This is a genomic window from Streptomyces sp. CA-179760 (assembly GCF_050937045.1).
GTDB lineage: Bacteria > Actinomycetota > Actinomycetes > Streptomycetales > Streptomycetaceae > Streptomyces.
The window spans coordinates 4,952,552-4,967,078 of sequence record NZ_JBNJLZ010000001.1 but is presented as its reverse complement, the minus strand read 5'-3'; the positions used below and the strand labels follow the sequence as shown (position 1 = coordinate 4,967,078).

The window sequence follows — 14,527 nt, the reverse complement described above, 5'->3', positions numbered from 1 at the left end:
GAACGGGCGAACCGACGCCGGGGCGCACACGGGAAGGACATAGGGAGACCGCAGGGAATACGACAACCGAAGCAGCAGAGACAGCAGAGACAGCAAACGACGACAGGAGAGACGCCATGCCGGCACCAGGTCCCGCGCAGCAGCCCACCACCGAGCTCGACCACCGTTACAGCTCCGCGCTCACCCCCCGCCCGGGCGCCTCGGGCGTCACCGCCACCGGGTGGGACGAGGCGCAGCGGCGGCTGGGGGCCGCCGAGATCTTCTGGGTGTCCACGGTCCGGCCCGACGGCAGGCTGCACGTCACGCCCGTCATCGCCGCCTGGCACGACGGGACGCTGTACTTCTCCACCGGCCGGCAGGAGCAGAAGGCGAAGAACCTCGCGCGGGACGCGCACTGCGCGCTGACCACGGGGGCGAACTCCCTCACCGAGGGCTTCGACCTCGTGGTCGAGGGCAGGGCCCGGCCGGTCACCGACCCGGCGCTGCTGGAGGAGGTCATCGCGGCGTTCGAGGAGCAGTACGGGCCGCACATCACCTCCCCCGAGGGCACCTTCCACGGCATCGACGACGCGTTCCGCAGCGGCGAGGACGTCGTGTACGCGGTGTCCCCGGACACCGCGTACGGCTTCGGGCGGGACAACGGGGTCTACTCCCACACCCGCTGGTCGTTCGGCGACCCCGGGAAAACGAGCTGAAGTCCTGAAGCGCCCCGCCTACGATCGCCGCCATGGTCTCCGCATCTCCCGCCCTGGACGATCGCATCGCCCGCCTGCGGCAGCTCGCGCACGCCGACACCCGCCTGGAGGGCGTACTGCTCTACGGCTCCTGGACGACGGGCGAGGCGGACGCGCACTCCGACATCGAGGCGTATCTCTACATCAAGGACGAGCACCTCGCCCACTTCGACGGCACCGCCTTCCTGGAACAACTCGCCCCGCTCGAGCTCGCGTACACCAACATGCACGGCATCCTCGCCGTCGTGTTCGACGACCTGATGCGTGGTGAGTTCCACCTCTCGGCGGCCGGATCCGGCATCGACGAAGTCCCCACCTGGCAGGGGATGGTGCACCTTCCGCGCCCCGACGACGCCGTCCTGCTCGACCGCACCGGGCGGCTGACACGGGCGGCCCGGCAGCTGGCCAACTTCCGTCCGCCCGAGCCCACGGCCACCGCCCGGCAGCTCACCGACGAGCTGGCCAACTGGACGCTCATGGCCGCCCAGCGGATCAGCGGCCTGCTGGACGGCCCTCGCTGACGCCGTCCGCCGGGCGGTCCTCCCACAGGCCGGTGCCCCGGGACGCCACCCGGTCGGCGATCCGCCGCAGCAGGTCGGCGGTGGGGAGGGCGGGAGGCTGGTGGCCGTCCCGCAGACGCGGGGACGCGAGGTCCGCCGCGGCCTCCCGCACGCCGATCACCGCCTGGTACGGGACCAGCCGGGCCGCCCGGATCCGGGCGCCGAGGGTGCCCTGCTCCGGGCCCGCCACCTCGGCGCGCAGGCCCAGTTCGCGGGCCCGGCAGGCGAGGGCGTGGGCGTGGTCCGCCTGGTCCTCCGCGACCGGCAGCACGACCAGCTGCACCGGCGCCAGCCACGCCGGGAACGCGCCACCGTGGGTCTCCAGGAGGTGCGCCACCGCACGCTCCACGCTGCCGATGATGCTGCGGTGCACCATCACCGGGCGATGCTTCGCCCCGTCCGCGCCGATGTAGTGCAGGTCGAAGCGTTCGGGCTGGTGGAAGTCGATCTGGACGGTGGACAGGGTGGTCTCACGGCCGGCCGGGTCGGTGATCTGCACGTCGATCTTGGGGCCGTAGAACGCCGCTTCGCCCTCGGCGGCCTCGTAGGGGATGCCGGAGCCGTCCAGGACCTCCCGGAGCAGGGCGGTGGCCCGCCGCCACAGGTCCGGGTCGGCCACGTACTTGCCGCCCTCGCCGGGCAGCGAGAGACGGTGGCGGGACGCACGGATGCCCAAGTCCTCGTAGGCGCGGCCGATCAGCTCCAGCGCGGCCCGCGCCTCCTCGACGGCCTGCTCCAGGGTGCAGAAGATGTGCGCGTCGTTGAGGGTGATGGCCCGGACCCGGGTCAGTCCGCCGAGGACGCCGGACAGCTCCGAGCGGTACATGCCGCCCAACTCGGCCATGCGAAGGGGGAGTTCACGGTAGCTGTGGGGGCGGGAGCGGTAGATGAGGGCGTGGTGGGGGCAGAGGCTGGGGCGCAGCAGGACCTGTTCCGCGCCCAGGTCCATCGGCGGGAACATGTCGTCGCCGTAGTGGTCCCAGTGCCCGGAGATCTCGTACAGCTCGCGTTTGCCGAGGGCGGGCGAGTACACGTGCCGGTAGCCGGCCCGCCGCTCCGCGTCCCGGATGTACTCCTCCAGGGTGTGCCGCACGATCGCCCCGTCGGGCAGCCAGTACGGCAGCCCGGCGCCCATCAGCGGGTCGGTGTCGAAGAGGTTCAGTTCGCGGCCGAGGCGGCGGTGGTCGTGCATGGCGGTCTCCTTCTGGATCTGAGGCGATCCGAGACGAGCACCGCGCGACGAAGCCCGGGGCACTCGCCCCGGGGCTTCGGACATCTGGGTCAGCTGTCAGCGCGCCGGGACACTCTCCGGCGTCGTCGTGAGAGACGGGAACGGCTTGGCGCGCTGCATGGGCGTGACGGTAACAGGGGCGCCGGCGCCCGGGCGACGGATTTTCCGCGTCGGCGCCCACGTCCGCGCCCACGTCCGCCCCGGGCCGTCCTCACCCGAACAGCCCGTCGCGCTGGTGTGCCGCTCGTCGCGGTGGTGCCGTAGCCGTAGAGCACAGACACGATCCCGGAGAGCCCGCCCGCCAGAAGGCGCCTCCATGAGCCCCGCGCAGGAGGCACCCCCCGATGACGCACTCTCCGGGCACCGCCCGTGTCCTCCTCGTCTCCGCGCTGTCCGTGACCGGACTGCTGACAACGGCCGGGTGTTCCCTCGACAACGAGCCGCGGCCGAGGTGGTTCAACGCCTCCGCCCCCGCCACGGCCGTATCGCCCGCCGGTGAGCAGCCCGCCGGGTCCGGGGCCGCGCTCACCGAGGCCCAGGCCCGGGCCGCGCTGATCACCGAGGCCGATCTCGGCGAGCCGTGGGGCCCGACGCGAGGTGCCAGGACCTGGCGGGACGGGCTGCTCAAGGCGACCACGGAGAAGCGGGACTGCCAGCGGCTGCTCGACGCCCTCTACGCCGAGGACCTCTTCGGCCCCCCGACGGGCCCGCACGCGGTGTCCGCGCTCGACGACGCCGACACCGACGCCCAGTTGCGCTACCAGGTCGCCGCCCACCGCCCGGCGGACGTCGACCGCGCCCTCGACTGGATGAAGTCGCTGCCGGGCACGTGCGGGCAGTTCATGGCCGCGACCACGCGCGGCGGCGTCCAGACCGTGGAGGTCACCAGGATGCCGCTGCCCCCGGTGGGGAACGCGCGCCAGGCCCTGCGGGTGACGCTGGCCGGCGAGACGGAGGAGGGGGAGCTGACGTACCTCACCATGGACCTCGCCGCCGCGCGAGTCGGCGAGGAGGCCGTCACCGTCACCAACGCCGGTCTCGACGAGGTGCACGCGGAGGTCACGCAGCAGACCGTGCAGCTCGGGGTACAGCGGCTGACGGATCTCAGGAAGCAGGGCCGGGTGCAGATCTGACCACCGCCACTGGTCCTGCGCTGGTCCTGTCAGTCCCGTTCGAAGCGCGTGCGGTGGGCGAGCACGTCACGTGCCACGTCGAGGGCCGTGCACCCGCGCGCGAAGGCGTCCGCCCGCAGTCGCGCGAGCGCGTCGTCGGCGCCGACGCCGAGCTGCGCCATGATCATGCCGACGGCCTGGTGGACCTCGTCGTGGTCCGCGGCCAGCCCGTTCAGCCAGGCCTGCCCGTCCCGCCGCTCGGGCTCGTCCCCGCGCGCCAGGGCCGTCAGGGCCACCGTCATGACACCGGCCACGAGCCGGGCCACGTGCAGTTCGCGGGCGGAGAGTCCGCCCGGGCTGTCGCGGTACAGATCGAGGGTGCCCACGTACGCCGCGTCGCTGCCCAGCGGCACCGCGTACACCGCGCGCACCCCGGCCGCCGTCGCCTCCTGGGCGAAGACCGGCCAGCGTCCGGCGTCACGGCCCGTCGCCAGGTCGCAGGCGAGCACGGGCGCGCCCGCCTCCACCGCGCTCTGGCAGGGTCCGTCGCCCAGCGTCGCCTGGAGCTGCGCCAGGTGCGCGGCCCGCGCGTTGCTCGCGCTGAGTTGTACGGGCATGCCGTCGCTGCGCAGCGACACGCTCGCGCCGGCCACCGGCAGCAGCTCGACCGCGACCTCGCACAACCGCCCCGGAACCTCACCGGGCTCGGCACCCCGCACGCCCTTGGCGATCACATCCGCGGCCCGGATCCCGTCCGGGTCCAGGTCACCACCGGGTGCGCCACCGGGGTCGTCCCTGGACGGCACGGCAACCGCCTCCTCCTTCGATCACCCCGGACGTCTGACGGCCGACACCCGCGTGCTCCGGAGACCTCCCGGAATCGTGCCTCGACTACCCGTCACAGATGGGGTGAAACCCACCGCTCAGCGCTTCTCGTACGGATTGTCCGGCTGCGGCACCCGCCGTACGGAGCGTTCGGAGATGACGTCGAGGACCGGCGGCCATGCGGAGTCCGAGCCCAGCTCACCCCTGGGGTGCCAGGTGCCGGTGACCGTGACCCAGGTGTCCACGGGCGGGGCGCCGGCGCCGCGCACCTCGGCCTTGGCGGTCGTGGCGTCGGCGGCGCAGCAGGAGACGAGGAGGCGGGTGACGTACCAGGTGCCGTCGTCGTCGCGGGTGACGAAGCCGGTGAGCCGGAGCGTACGTCCCTTCAGTGAGCGGCTGCTGTCGTAGACCGCCCGGGAGCCGAACTCTCCGAGGGTGAGGTCGAGGGGGTTCCCGGACGGCGGCGCGGGGAAGGCGCCGACGCCCTGGGCCGCCCGCTGGGCCGCCTCGCGCTCCGCGCTGTAGGAGCCGAGGGCGGGCGGCGGGAACAGCAGCAGGGCCAGGGCGGGGAGAGCGAGCAGCCAGGCGACACGGGGGCCGGCGGGGCCGTGGGTGTGCCCGTCGTTCCCCTCCTCGTGCTCGTCATGCTCCCCCGAGGTCCGCACCACCACCCCCACCACCACACCCAGCAACACCAGCCCCACCCCCGACACCACCAGACAGGGCCGCAACCCCGCCTGGACGTACCGCAGGTACAGCTCGCTGAAAAGGGACACCCGCAGGATCGCCGAGCCGACGAGGGCGAGCAGGACGGCCGGTCCGTAGCGCCTCACAGCAGCCACCACCCCACCAGCACGCTGCTCACCACGGCCACCAGCCACGTCGCGGAGGAGAACCGCAGCGCGAAGGCCCGGCCGAAGGTGCCCGTCTGGAGGGCGATCAGCTTCAGGTCGACCATCGGCCCGACCACCATGAACGCCAGCCGCGCGGTGGGCGAGAAGCCGCTCAGCGACGCCGCCACGAACGCGTCGGCCTCACTGCACACACACAGCACGACCGCCAGTACGGCGAGCAGCAGCACGGACAGCCAGACCGACCCCGTGAACACCTCCAGCAGCGACCTCGGCACGACGATGTTGAAGGTCGCCGCAGCAGCAGCCCCGAGCACCAGGAATCCGCCCGCGTGCAGGAAGTCGTGCTGCAGCCCGGAGACGAAGGCGCGCGGTCCGCCACCCGGTGCGGGACCGCCGCCACTCCGCTTCGGCGGCCGCAGCCACTCCTCCCGCCCGAACCGCGCCCACAGCCAGCCCATCACCACGGCCGTGGCGAGCGAGGCGATCAGCCGCCCGAGGACCATCTCGGGCTGTCCCGGGAAGGCGATCGAGGTCGCCACCAGCACGACGGGATTGATCGCGGGCGCCGACAACAGGAACGCGAGGGCAGCCGCCGGGACGACACCCCGCCGCATCAGACTGCTCGCCACCGGCACGGACGCGCACTCGCAGCCGGGCAGGACGACCCCCGCCGCGCCCGCGACCGGCACGGCGAGAGCCGTACGGCGGGGCAGAAGACGAGTGAAGACCCGCTCGGGCACGAACGCGCCGATCGCCGCCGACACCACCGTGCCGAGCAGCAGAAAGGGCACGCCCTGGACGGCGATCGCGGTGAACACCGTCCACCAGGCCGCGACCGGCGGCGTGTAGAGATCGAGCGCGAGCAGCGGCCCGAGCACCGACCCCACCGTCACGATGGCGACCAGCGCGGCACCGCCGAGGACGGTGTACACGAGCCCGCGCAGGCCCAGCCGTATGCCGTCGGCCACCATCCGTTGGTTCTCCACGCGCCCGCCCGTCGTTCACATCCCGGGAGGGAGGCTAACCCGCACGGCTGTGCGAGGTCCGTGGTTCTCCGAAGAGGAGGCTGTGCACCGGGCGCAAACACAGGGGCCGGCCGACGACGTTAGGAGCCAGCGCCCGTGGCGACTTGCCCGAGCCACCGCCGCCGGCCTGGGTGACCTTGATGCTCGTGGTTCCGGCCGCGGCGGTGAGCGTGCCACCGGAAGCTCCGGCGGATGTACTCGAAGAAGGCGGCTCGAAGTCGTCCTCGCCGATCGCGTATGCCGTCGTGGACGAAAGGACAAGACTGCAGGCCGAGGCGGCGAGGAGGAGGCCCGCCTTCCTTGCGAGGGGCATCAGCTGCATCCCCCGGGAACCACGGTCACCGACGTGGTCTGCCATACCCCCTCGGACGTCTTGTCCAGTCTGGTGCGGTACTGCAGTACTGACTCAGGCTTGTCCGGTGTCTTGACGACCTTGGCGGTCTCACGGTTCTTGGTGGACGCCCTGCGCTCATCGACACAGTAGAAGAGCGCCCCCGACCCCGTGTCGTTGATCTTGACCTGGGCGTCGAAGACCCTGACCTCACCGATGATGCTGTCGCCGTCGTCGACGAACTGCTTGATCCACTTGCGCGCGGTCGCCAATGTGGCTTCCGAGCTGTAGAAGGCGACCGCTTCGGAGTCCGGATTCGCCTCGATGACGGCAGCGTACTTCGCCCTCAACTGCTCGCGACCGTCGTTGAGGATCGCCTGGAGCTTGGGATCGCTGTTGGTCCAGTTCTCGAAGTTCGCCTCGAACTCCTTGGAGAGCTTGATCTCGGGCCGGCCGGTGCCACTCGGCGATGCCGAACCCGTGGGGCTGGCCGGAGCCGAGCCATTGCCGGAACCCGCACCCTTGATCTTGTCCGAGGGCGACTCGTCGCCTCCTCCCGAACCACAGGAGGTCAGCAACAAGGCGGCGGCCACAACGAGCACGGCCGTTGCGCGCCGGGCAGGGCGGATCACTCTGAGCTCCTGACGAGGTGGGGGGAAAGCACGAGCAAGGCAAAGCTATCTGTGGGTGGGGCACCCGCCGGAGTAGGGGTGCGGTACGCGAACAGGCAGTGGAGCGCTTGCTCGATGCCGCGGAGTCGAGCCGCCTTCACAGCGGGCCACCCTCCTCACAGAGGAGGCTGTGCGGGCGCGGGCCCGAGGGTCGTCGTGCCGGGGGCCGTACGGTGTCCGAGCCCGGTGCGGTAGGCGTCGAGGGCCGCCTCCACCCGCCCGGTGCGCCGCAGCAGATCGCCCAGCAGCCGGCACAGGTCGGCCAGATCGCCGGCCGCGCCCGCCCGCTCCAGCAGGCTCAGGGCGCGGACGTAGTGCTCCTCCGCGTCCTCGGTGCGGCGGGCGTCCTCGGCGATGATGCCGAGGAGGCGGTGCGCGGCGGCGGAGTGGACGGCGCCGCGCTCGGGGGAGAGGTCGTCGAGGACCCCGTGCAGCAGGGCGGCGGCCTCCTCGGACTCGCCGCGCCGGTGCAGTACGTCGGCCAGTTCCACGGCGACCTGGCTGCTGTAGAGGGCAGCGCGCCTGGCCGTCAGCATGCCGAGTGCCTCCCTCAACTCGGCTTCCGCACGCTCAAGTTGCCCGTCCTGGGCGTACACGTAGCCGCGCATCCAGTGACAGTTGGCTAGTTCGGTGCGTATCTGCAGGCCCCGGTACAGCTCGGCGGCCTTGGCCAGTGAGGCGTCGGCCTCGGCGAGACGACCCTCGGCGACCAGGGTGCGGGCGACGGACCGGTGCATCCGGGCGACCAGGGCCGGATCGCCGGACTGCGGGGCGAGCGCAAGGGCGAACTCGGCCGCCTGGGCGGCGCGGGCATGCGCGCCCATGTCCATGTACGGCCCGATGACGCTCGCGTAGAGCAGCAGCAGGGCGTCCGGGTCGTGCAGGCCGCCGCGGTTCAGCTCGTCGAGGGCGGACTCCAGCAGGTAGACGGCGTACCGGAGCTCACCGGCGAGATAGTGCGCGACGGCACGGCCGCGCAGGGCCGGGACCCGGGCGGGCAGCGGCGCCGCGGCGAGGCAGGCCTCGGCCCGCTCGAAGTACTGCCGCCCGGCCACCAGCTCACCCGTCTCCACCGCGCACTCACCGAGCCCGAGCAGCGCGGCGGCCTGTTCCCCCAGCAGTCCGTGAGCCTCGGCCTCGCCGAGCAGCTCGGCGTACTGCTCAGCCGCCGCCTCGGCCTCGCCGACGGCGAAGGTGCGCTGCGCCTCGGTCAGCCGCAGCCGCAGCTCGGTCTCGAGCCTGGCCGAACGCCCGGTGGCGAGCTCGTCGAAGGTGACGCCGAGCCGCTCGGAGAGATGCCGCAGGGCGTCGTCGGAGGGGCGCACCCGGCCCGACTCCAGGGTGGAGACATAGGCCGGTGTGTACACGGGTTCCGCCAATTGCCGCTGCGTGAGTCCGCGTTCGACACGCAACCGCTGCACCCGGCGTCCGATCGTCCCCGGATCATCACGCTCCCCCACGCCAACTCCCCCTGGTCCTCTTGCCGTTCCCCCGGAACAGCCCCTAGGTTAAACGGAGTGTTAAGCCGAATTGTCGTACACGCTTAACACACTGCCGCCGTAGCCACCGCCCCCGTTGCGAGGTCGCCGTGCTGAGCCGCACACGCACCGCCGAGCGCTACACCAGAGGCCTCACCGCGGCCGTCGTCGCCGTCGCGACACTGCTGCTGGCGGCGAACGCGGGGCCGGCGAGAGCGGACGAACCCCGGCAGGACCAGCGGGCCGTCGCCGACGCCCGCTGACGGACCCACCGCTGTCACAGCACTTTCGCGCCACCGTCCCGCTTCCCGGCCCACGTCTGTCGGTGGGGTGCTCTAGCCTGCGCAGGCTGATCACTTCTTTCGTTCCGGGAGGTTCGAAAACCGTGCACAGACGTATTCTCACGGCCGCGACGGCGCTCGCGGTCCTCTTAGGCACCGGGTCGGCGGCGGCAGCCGACTCCAGCGCGATCCTGCCCCTGAAGTCGACCGGCGACATGGTCGTCGACGGGGTCCACCATCGCGTCTTCATCAGCGATCCGACGGCCGGCCAGGTCGTCGTCACGGACTACGCGGGCACGGTCCTCGACACCATGGGCTCGCTGCCCGGCGTCCACGGCCTGGAGCTGTCGCCCGACTCCGACACCCTGTACGCGGCCGTGCACGACGCGGACTCCGTCGTGGCGATCGACACGGCGACCGCGACCGAGTCCCGCCGCTACGCCACGGGCGCGGGCGCCGGACCGGCCTACGTCGCCCTGGCCGGGGGCAAGCTGTGGTTCAGCTACGGCTCCTCCGGCGACGGCAACATAGGCTCGCTCGACCCGAGCGCCACCGACCCGGCCGTGACCCTGGGCCAGGACCCCGACCGCACCTTCTACAGCGCCCCGATCCTGGACGCCTCCGCGGGCGCCCCGGACACGCTCGTCGCGGGTTCCCCAGGTCAGAGCCCGGTCGAGCTCGCCGTGTACGACGTCTCCTCCGGCACGGCGAGCCGTACGGCGTACGCCTTCGACCCGGGCGACACCGGCAGCGCAAACCTCCAGGATCTCGCGGTCACCCCGGACGGCCAGGACGTCGTCACGGCCAGCGGCGCCCCGTACTACCAGGCGGTCTACAAGGTCACGGACCTGTCCGCGAACGGCAAGTACGAGACCAACACCTACCCGAACGCGGTGGACATAGCCCCGAGCGGCGACGTCGCGGCGGGCACGGACTCCTCGTACGACCCGGACGTGCACGTCTTCGAGCGGGGCGTTCCGACACCGGTGAAGCAGTACGAGCTCCCCAACACGGGCACCAGCGGCGACTCCGACCTCCTGGCACCGGCGGGCCTCGCCTGGGCACCGGACGAGAGCAGGCTGTTCGCCATCTCGGAGAACGGCAGCGACGTCTACTCGCTGCGCGTCTTCGACGCCGCGACGAAGGCGGAGTAGGTCTCCGGAGAGACGGTGAGTACACCGGCCTCGGGATTCTTGGAGTCGCGCATGGCGACACCGGGCAGACCGAGGTCGGCGACCTCGACGCAATCGCCTCCGGTGTTGCCGCTGTACGACGACCTACGCCACCGCGCGTTGCTCAGCTTCTGGCTGCTCCCCATAGCGCTCCTCCATCACACGCGCGATCAGTGCCGCCGAGTCCCTCACGGAGAGGGCAGCGGCCTGCAAGGAAGCGTAACGGCGGGCGGCCTCCCTGACAGTGTCGGGGTTGGCCGTCATGTGGCCGGAGATCATGTCCTCGGTGTAGACGATCTCGGGGTCGTCGTCGAAGCGGAGGGCGTTGAACGACCCGACGAGACTGGCGTGTTCGCCGGCCTTGAAAGGCAGCACCTGGATGTTCACCCAGCGCTGGTCCCGGAAACTCAACAGGTGCGCGAGTTGGTTACGCATGATTTCGTCGCTGCCGATGGGGCGGTGCAACGCCGCCTCGTCCAGCACCACGAGCGTCAGCGGCGGCTGCTTGCCCTTCAGGATGCGCTGGCGCTCCATGCGAGCCGCCACCAGGTCGTCGAGGTTGTCCGGCATGCCGGTTGCCAGCACCGCCCTCGCGTACTCCGGCGTCTGCAGCAGCCCGTACACCAACTGACCCTGATACGTGGAGATGTAGGTCGCCCTCGCCTCCATCTCCGCATACGCCTGAAACCACGCCGGGAGTTGGCTCCGCAACACCAACCCCACGAGCCTCGAAAAGCTCCCGTCCGTCATCAGCGCCGCATCCGCCCGCTCCGCGAACTCCCTGGTCGGGACCTTGTGGGCCGTCTCGATCTGGCCGACCAGCGAGCCCGTGCAGAAGATGCAGTCCCCGAGCTCCTTCTGGGACAGCCCCGCGCTCTCGCGGTAGCGGCGGAGCTCGGAGCCGAAGTAGTCCAGCGGTGAGGCGGTGGGGTCGAGGCGGCGGATGTTGGGCATGGGCGGTCACCCCCAGGTCAGAACGCGGCACGGCGTTCATTTCGATCCGTTGCCGAGCGTAGTCACCCGACTCCACCCTGGTGGCATGGATCACGCAACCCACCAGCCCTGGCCAGGACTTGACGCCCCAGGTTCCCGATTCGGCACCGGCTTCACGCTGCGTGAGCACTCCGCCCGGCATCTGCGCCGGATCCTGAGGGTGTACCTCACGGCCTGGGAGATGGCCGAACTCTGCGACCCGGCCTGCCTGGCCCTCACCGAACTCGTCGCCAACGTCGTGCGCCACACGCCCGACCGGTGCGCCGCGGTGCTGATGACGCGGTGGCCGGACGGGCGTGGGGTGCGGGTGGAGGTGACGGACACCTGCCCGCGACCGCCGGTGTCCCCAGCCGTGGACGAACTCGCCGAGGGCGGACGTGGCGTGCTGATCGTCGACGCGGTCACGGACCGGTGGGGGTGGGATCCATTGCCCGACCGTCCCGGAAAAACCGTCTGGTTCGAATGTGACGTGAAGCCGAAAGGCGAATAACGCGACTAGCGGGAATTCCCGTGTGCTCGGGAATAGCGAATATAGCGCCACCCGAAGTAGATAACTCCGAGAGCCCCTGCCGCCGCCCCGACGCCGCACGTCACAGTCGCCCACACGGCCATCTCCCGTGTGCCCCACAGCAGGCTCACCACGACCAGTGCCATGGAGAACAGGAGCCGTTCTCCATAGCCCGGGCCGCGACGGCCGGTCAGTCCCCGGTCGCCGTGCACTTGTACGTCACACCCTTCATCCTGATGTCGCGGTACCCCACCTTCACGGTCGGATTGGTGGGAGCGACGTCCGTACCGCCACCACCGCCACCGCTCTTCTTGCGGCAGTAGTAGCCGAGCGCATCGAGCTTCTTGATGTCACTCATGGCCTGGTACTTCTTGTAGGACGCGATCATGGCCGCACGCTTTTCCGCAGGCGTGGCCTCCTTCGCCTTCGTGTACAGGTAGCACCCGACACTGGCCCCGATCCCGACCCACGAGGCGCCCTTGGCCAGGGCCTTGGTGAGGCCCGCCGCGCCGCTGCCGATCCCCAGGACCGCGCAGATCTCGTCCGCCCCGGCACGAAGTTCCGGCTGTGCCGGAGCCGCTTGTGCCGTCTGCGCCCCGGCGGCACACAGCGCGCCGGTCATGGCGAAGGCGATTACGGAAGAAATTCCCTTGCTTCGTACGCTCACGAAGTCCATCCCCGTTTACTTCAATTGCATGGTCAGTGCGAAATTGAGGTTACCCACGGGGACACACGTACGCAATGGAGGAGTTGTGAACATCGCCGGGAGGAGATTCACCCGGGCAAAAATTCCCTCAACGCCTCGTCAAGGCTTTTCGCTATCTCCGCGTCACCGGGCCGGCTTCCCCCCGGGCCCCGCGAAGGGCCGTACAGCGCGTCGAGTTCGGTGATGAGGGTGCGGTTCACCGCGCCGTACAGGGGCGTGACCGGGCGGTGCACGGCCTCTTCGAGGGCCGGGTACAGGATGTGGTGGGAGTAGCTGGTGCCGTCGGTGAAACGGTCGGGGGGCGTACGGACCGTGCTCTCGCCGGTGGGGGACGCCGAGGGCGTCTCGGCGTACGCGGGGACGTGGCGGCAGTCGGGGGCGGTGCCGGACTCCTGGTAGGCGGAGGCACGGGTCGCGGCGAACCCGGCGCGCAGCAGGCAGCGTTCGCTGTCCGGGTCGGTCAGGAACGCGATGAGTTCCTCGGCCTTCGCGGCCCGTTGCCCGGTCATGGACGAGGTGACGGCGAGGTTCTGGCCGCCGAGCACCGCCTTGCCGGGCAGCCGGGTCACACCGAGCTTGCCCTTGAAGGTCTCGTAGAGGGTGGGATAGACGTACGGCCAGTGCCGCAGGAAGGTGGTGCGGCCCTCCGCGAAGGCGCTCAGCGACTCGGCCTCGCGGGACTCGTAGGCCTCCTCCAGCGTGTAGGGCTTCGCCGTGCGCCCACGCAGTTCGGTCACGCCCGCCGTCAACTGCTGCTCGGTCGCGACGTACTTGCCGTCGCGGTCGGTCAGTTCGAAGTCCGGTACGGCTGAGGCGAACGCCTCGATCGCGTTGACGGTACGGCCCTCGTACGCGGCGAGCTGGGTGGTCCAGCCCGCGTTCTTGTCCTCGGGGTCGACGGCGTCGATCAGTTCCCGCAGTTCGTCCCAGGTGACCCCGTCACTGAGCTCGGTCCGGGAGGCACTGGCTTTCCGCAGGTGGTCCTTGCGGTAGTACAGCAGGCCGACGTCGCTGTTGAAGGGGACCGCGTACCGCTCGCCGTCCCAGTACGACGTGCTGTTCACGGACGGGATCAGGTCCTCGGGGGATTCGACGGCCGCGTCCGTCAGCGGACGGATCATGCCGGATTCCGCGAACTCCGGGACCCAGGTCACGTCGAGGTTCACCACGTCGTAGTCGGCACTGCCGGACTGGAGGGCGCCGAGCAGCTGGCTGCGCTGCTGGTCGGCGGAGCCGGGCAGTTCCACCAGGCGGGCCTGGTAACCGTGTCTGCCCTCCTTGGTGTTCCAGGCGTCGATGAGCTGCTGGCGGACGCCGTTCTTGCCGGTGACGTCCTGGCCGCTGGCCACCACGATCCGGGTGGAGGCATCGGCGGCCGACGGCTGTTCCTGCCCCCCACCGGCCGTGCAGGAGGCGAGGGCGAGCAGCGACAGCAGGGACAGCACGGCGGCGGGCAGGCGGCGGGCTCTCATTCCTCCCCGTTCCGACGCGGGCGACCTCGTCGTGCAGGGCGGGGACCAGGTCGTCTCCGGCGTCCAGGCAGCGGCCCCGGCTCGCCTCGGCGACGCGCGTGCCGGGGCGGCCGCTGTCGCAGGCCCCACTGTTCAGGGTCACCATCGCCACGGGCACACCCGCGGCCCCCGCCCGGTCGAGCACCTGGTCGAGCCGGTCGCCGGTCAGTCGGGTGTCGTCCTCGCCGTCGGTGAGGTACACGATCAGCTGCGGCCTCTCGTCTTTGGCGCCGCGCTCCCGCATGAACGCCAGGGCGTCCAGCAGGGCGGCGGGCGGATCGGCCTCCGCGTCCCGCACCTTTGCGGTGTCGAGGGCCCGCTCGGCGTCCTTGCGGGGGTGTGTGCCGAAGGGCAGCAGCTCGGTGTGCGTGCGGCCCTCGGGGCCGTGCACCGCCCACATCCCGTACTGGTCCTCCCCGCCGAGCCCGGGCAGGGTCCGCTTCAGGATGCCGGGGCCACCGCTGGGGCCGTCCCACAGACCGGCCATCGAGCCGGAGCTGTCGAGCAGGAAGAGGACCCGGCCGGGTCCGTGCGC

15 protein-coding genes and 1 pseudogene are annotated in these 14,527 nt (G+C 71.2%); 6 read left to right on the top strand and 10 right to left on the bottom strand.

Translation table 11 applies throughout. The annotated features are described in order from the left end of the window. The first annotated feature begins 116 nt into the window (after positions 1-116). Together ACQEV8_RS22415 and ACQEV8_RS22410 are read left to right on the top strand one after the other, a co-directional pair. Positions 117-695 carry a pyridoxamine 5'-phosphate oxidase family protein gene (locus ACQEV8_RS22415; RefSeq protein WP_432962837.1) on the top strand — a complete coding sequence of 193 codons (579 nt, stop codon included), beginning with the start codon at positions 117-119 and terminating at the stop codon, positions 693-695. A 32-nt stretch (positions 696-727) separates the two neighbouring features. Then, a pseudogene (locus ACQEV8_RS22410) lies at positions 728-1,219 on the top strand (nucleotidyltransferase domain-containing protein); the annotation flags it as partial. A gap of 7 nt (positions 1,220-1,226) precedes the next feature. Here ACQEV8_RS22410 and thrS read toward each other — a convergent pair. Further along, positions 1,227-2,570: a threonine--tRNA ligase gene (thrS, locus tag ACQEV8_RS22405; RefSeq protein WP_432962835.1), complete on the bottom strand. Its 1,344-nt coding sequence runs from the start codon at positions 2,568-2,570 to the stop codon at positions 1,227-1,229. A gap of 299 nt (positions 2,571-2,869) precedes the next feature. Between thrS and ACQEV8_RS22400 the strand changes: the two genes are divergently transcribed. Then, a complete protein-coding gene (locus ACQEV8_RS22400; protein WP_432962833.1) occupies positions 2,870-3,658 on the top strand; it encodes a hypothetical protein in 789 nt (262 codons plus the stop codon). 29 nt (positions 3,659-3,687) lie between these two features. Here ACQEV8_RS22400 and ACQEV8_RS22395 read toward each other — a convergent pair whose 3' ends face one another. The 5 genes from ACQEV8_RS22395 to ACQEV8_RS22375 all read right to left on the bottom strand — a co-directional run bounded on the left by ACQEV8_RS22395 (position 3,688) and on the right by ACQEV8_RS22375 (position 8,803). Then, entirely contained in the window at positions 3,688-4,443 is a 756-nt protein-coding gene (locus ACQEV8_RS22395) for a GAF and ANTAR domain-containing protein (RefSeq protein ID WP_432962831.1), read from the bottom strand. Positions 4,444-4,560: 117 nt separating this feature from the next. Continuing rightward, positions 4,561-5,295, bottom strand: a complete 735-nt coding sequence (locus ACQEV8_RS22390; protein ID WP_432972902.1) for a TIGR03943 family putative permease subunit — start codon at positions 5,293-5,295, stop codon at positions 4,561-4,563. Next, positions 5,292-6,287: a permease gene (locus ACQEV8_RS22385; protein WP_432972899.1), complete on the bottom strand. Its 996-nt coding sequence runs from the start codon at positions 6,285-6,287 to the stop codon at positions 5,292-5,294. Before ACQEV8_RS22385 ends, ACQEV8_RS22390 begins: the two co-directional genes overlap by 4 nt. Before the next feature lie 366 nt (positions 6,288-6,653). Then, positions 6,654-7,304, bottom strand: coding sequence for a hypothetical protein (locus tag ACQEV8_RS22380; protein WP_432962829.1), 651 nt, complete (start codon positions 7,302-7,304; stop codon positions 6,654-6,656). Positions 7,305-7,459: 155 nt separating this feature from the next. Beyond that, a complete protein-coding gene (locus tag ACQEV8_RS22375; protein WP_432962827.1) occupies positions 7,460-8,803 on the bottom strand; it encodes a tetratricopeptide repeat protein in 1,344 nt (447 codons plus the stop codon). A 128-nt stretch (positions 8,804-8,931) separates the two neighbouring features. Here ACQEV8_RS22375 and ACQEV8_RS22370 point away from each other — a divergent pair, with 128 nt between their 5' ends. Together ACQEV8_RS22370 and ACQEV8_RS22365 are read left to right on the top strand one after the other, a co-directional pair. Continuing rightward, positions 8,932-9,084 (top strand): hypothetical protein, encoded by a 153-nt coding sequence (locus tag ACQEV8_RS22370; RefSeq protein WP_432962825.1) that lies wholly within the window; start codon positions 8,932-8,934, stop codon positions 9,082-9,084. Positions 9,085-9,206: 122 nt separating this feature from the next. Next, positions 9,207-10,256 carry a YncE family protein gene (locus ACQEV8_RS22365; RefSeq protein WP_432962823.1) on the top strand — a complete coding sequence of 350 codons (1,050 nt, stop codon included), beginning with the start codon at positions 9,207-9,209 and terminating at the stop codon, positions 10,254-10,256. Here the strand turns inward: ACQEV8_RS22365 and ACQEV8_RS22360 are convergent. Together ACQEV8_RS22360 and ACQEV8_RS22355 are read right to left on the bottom strand one after the other, a co-directional pair. After that, positions 10,214-10,420, bottom strand: coding sequence for a DUF397 domain-containing protein (locus ACQEV8_RS22360; RefSeq protein WP_432962821.1), 207 nt, complete (start codon positions 10,418-10,420; stop codon positions 10,214-10,216). The two genes, ACQEV8_RS22365 and ACQEV8_RS22360, sit on opposite strands and share 43 nt — an antisense overlap. After that, the gene (locus tag ACQEV8_RS22355; RefSeq protein ID WP_432962819.1) at positions 10,380-11,228 is read right to left on the bottom strand and encodes a helix-turn-helix domain-containing protein; all 849 of its coding nucleotides are present in this window, start codon (positions 11,226-11,228) and stop codon (positions 10,380-10,382) included. Before ACQEV8_RS22355 ends, ACQEV8_RS22360 begins: the two co-directional genes overlap by 41 nt. An 85-nt stretch (positions 11,229-11,313) precedes the next feature. On the opposite strand from ACQEV8_RS22355, the gene ACQEV8_RS22350 reads away from it, so the two are divergent. Next, a complete protein-coding gene (locus tag ACQEV8_RS22350) occupies positions 11,314-11,757 on the top strand; it encodes an ATP-binding protein (protein WP_432962817.1) in 444 nt (147 codons plus the stop codon). Between the two features lie 208 nt (positions 11,758-11,965). On the opposite strand, the gene ACQEV8_RS22345 is transcribed toward ACQEV8_RS22350, so the two are convergent. Then, positions 11,966-12,397, bottom strand: coding sequence for a hypothetical protein (locus ACQEV8_RS22345; RefSeq protein WP_432962815.1), 432 nt, complete (start codon positions 12,395-12,397; stop codon positions 11,966-11,968). A gap of 152 nt (positions 12,398-12,549) precedes the next feature. Continuing rightward, on the bottom strand, positions 12,550-13,953 hold the full coding sequence (locus tag ACQEV8_RS22340; RefSeq protein WP_432962813.1) for an extracellular solute-binding protein: 1,404 nt from the start codon (positions 13,951-13,953) through the stop codon (positions 12,550-12,552). Positions 13,954-14,527: the final 574 nt, after the last annotated feature.

Coding starts and splice junctions, on each gene's coding strand:
- ACQEV8_RS22415 (WP_432962837.1), top strand. CDS start 117: ATGCCGGCACCAGGTCCCGCGCAGCAGCCCACCACCGAGCTCGACCAC.
- thrS (WP_432962835.1), bottom strand. CDS start 2,570: ATGTCCGAAGCCCCGGGGCGAGTGCCCCGGGCTTCGTCGCGCGGTGCT.
- ACQEV8_RS22400 (WP_432962833.1), top strand. CDS start 2,870: ATGACGCACTCTCCGGGCACCGCCCGTGTCCTCCTCGTCTCCGCGCTG.
- ACQEV8_RS22385 (WP_432972899.1), bottom strand. CDS start 6,287: ATGGTGGCCGACGGCATACGGCTGGGCCTGCGCGGGCTCGTGTACACC.
- ACQEV8_RS22360 (WP_432962821.1), bottom strand. CDS start 10,420: ATGGGGAGCAGCCAGAAGCTGAGCAACGCGCGGTGGCGTAGGTCGTCG.
- ACQEV8_RS22355 (WP_432962819.1), bottom strand. CDS start 11,228: ATGCCCAACATCCGCCGCCTCGACCCCACCGCCTCACCGCTGGACTAC.
- ACQEV8_RS22350 (WP_432962817.1), top strand. CDS start 11,314: ATGGATCACGCAACCCACCAGCCCTGGCCAGGACTTGACGCCCCAGGT.
- ACQEV8_RS22345 (WP_432962815.1), bottom strand. CDS start 12,397: ATGACCGGCGCGCTGTGTGCCGCCGGGGCGCAGACGGCACAAGCGGCT.
- ACQEV8_RS22340 (WP_432962813.1), bottom strand. CDS start 13,953: ATGAGAGCCCGCCGCCTGCCCGCCGCCGTGCTGTCCCTGCTGTCGCTG.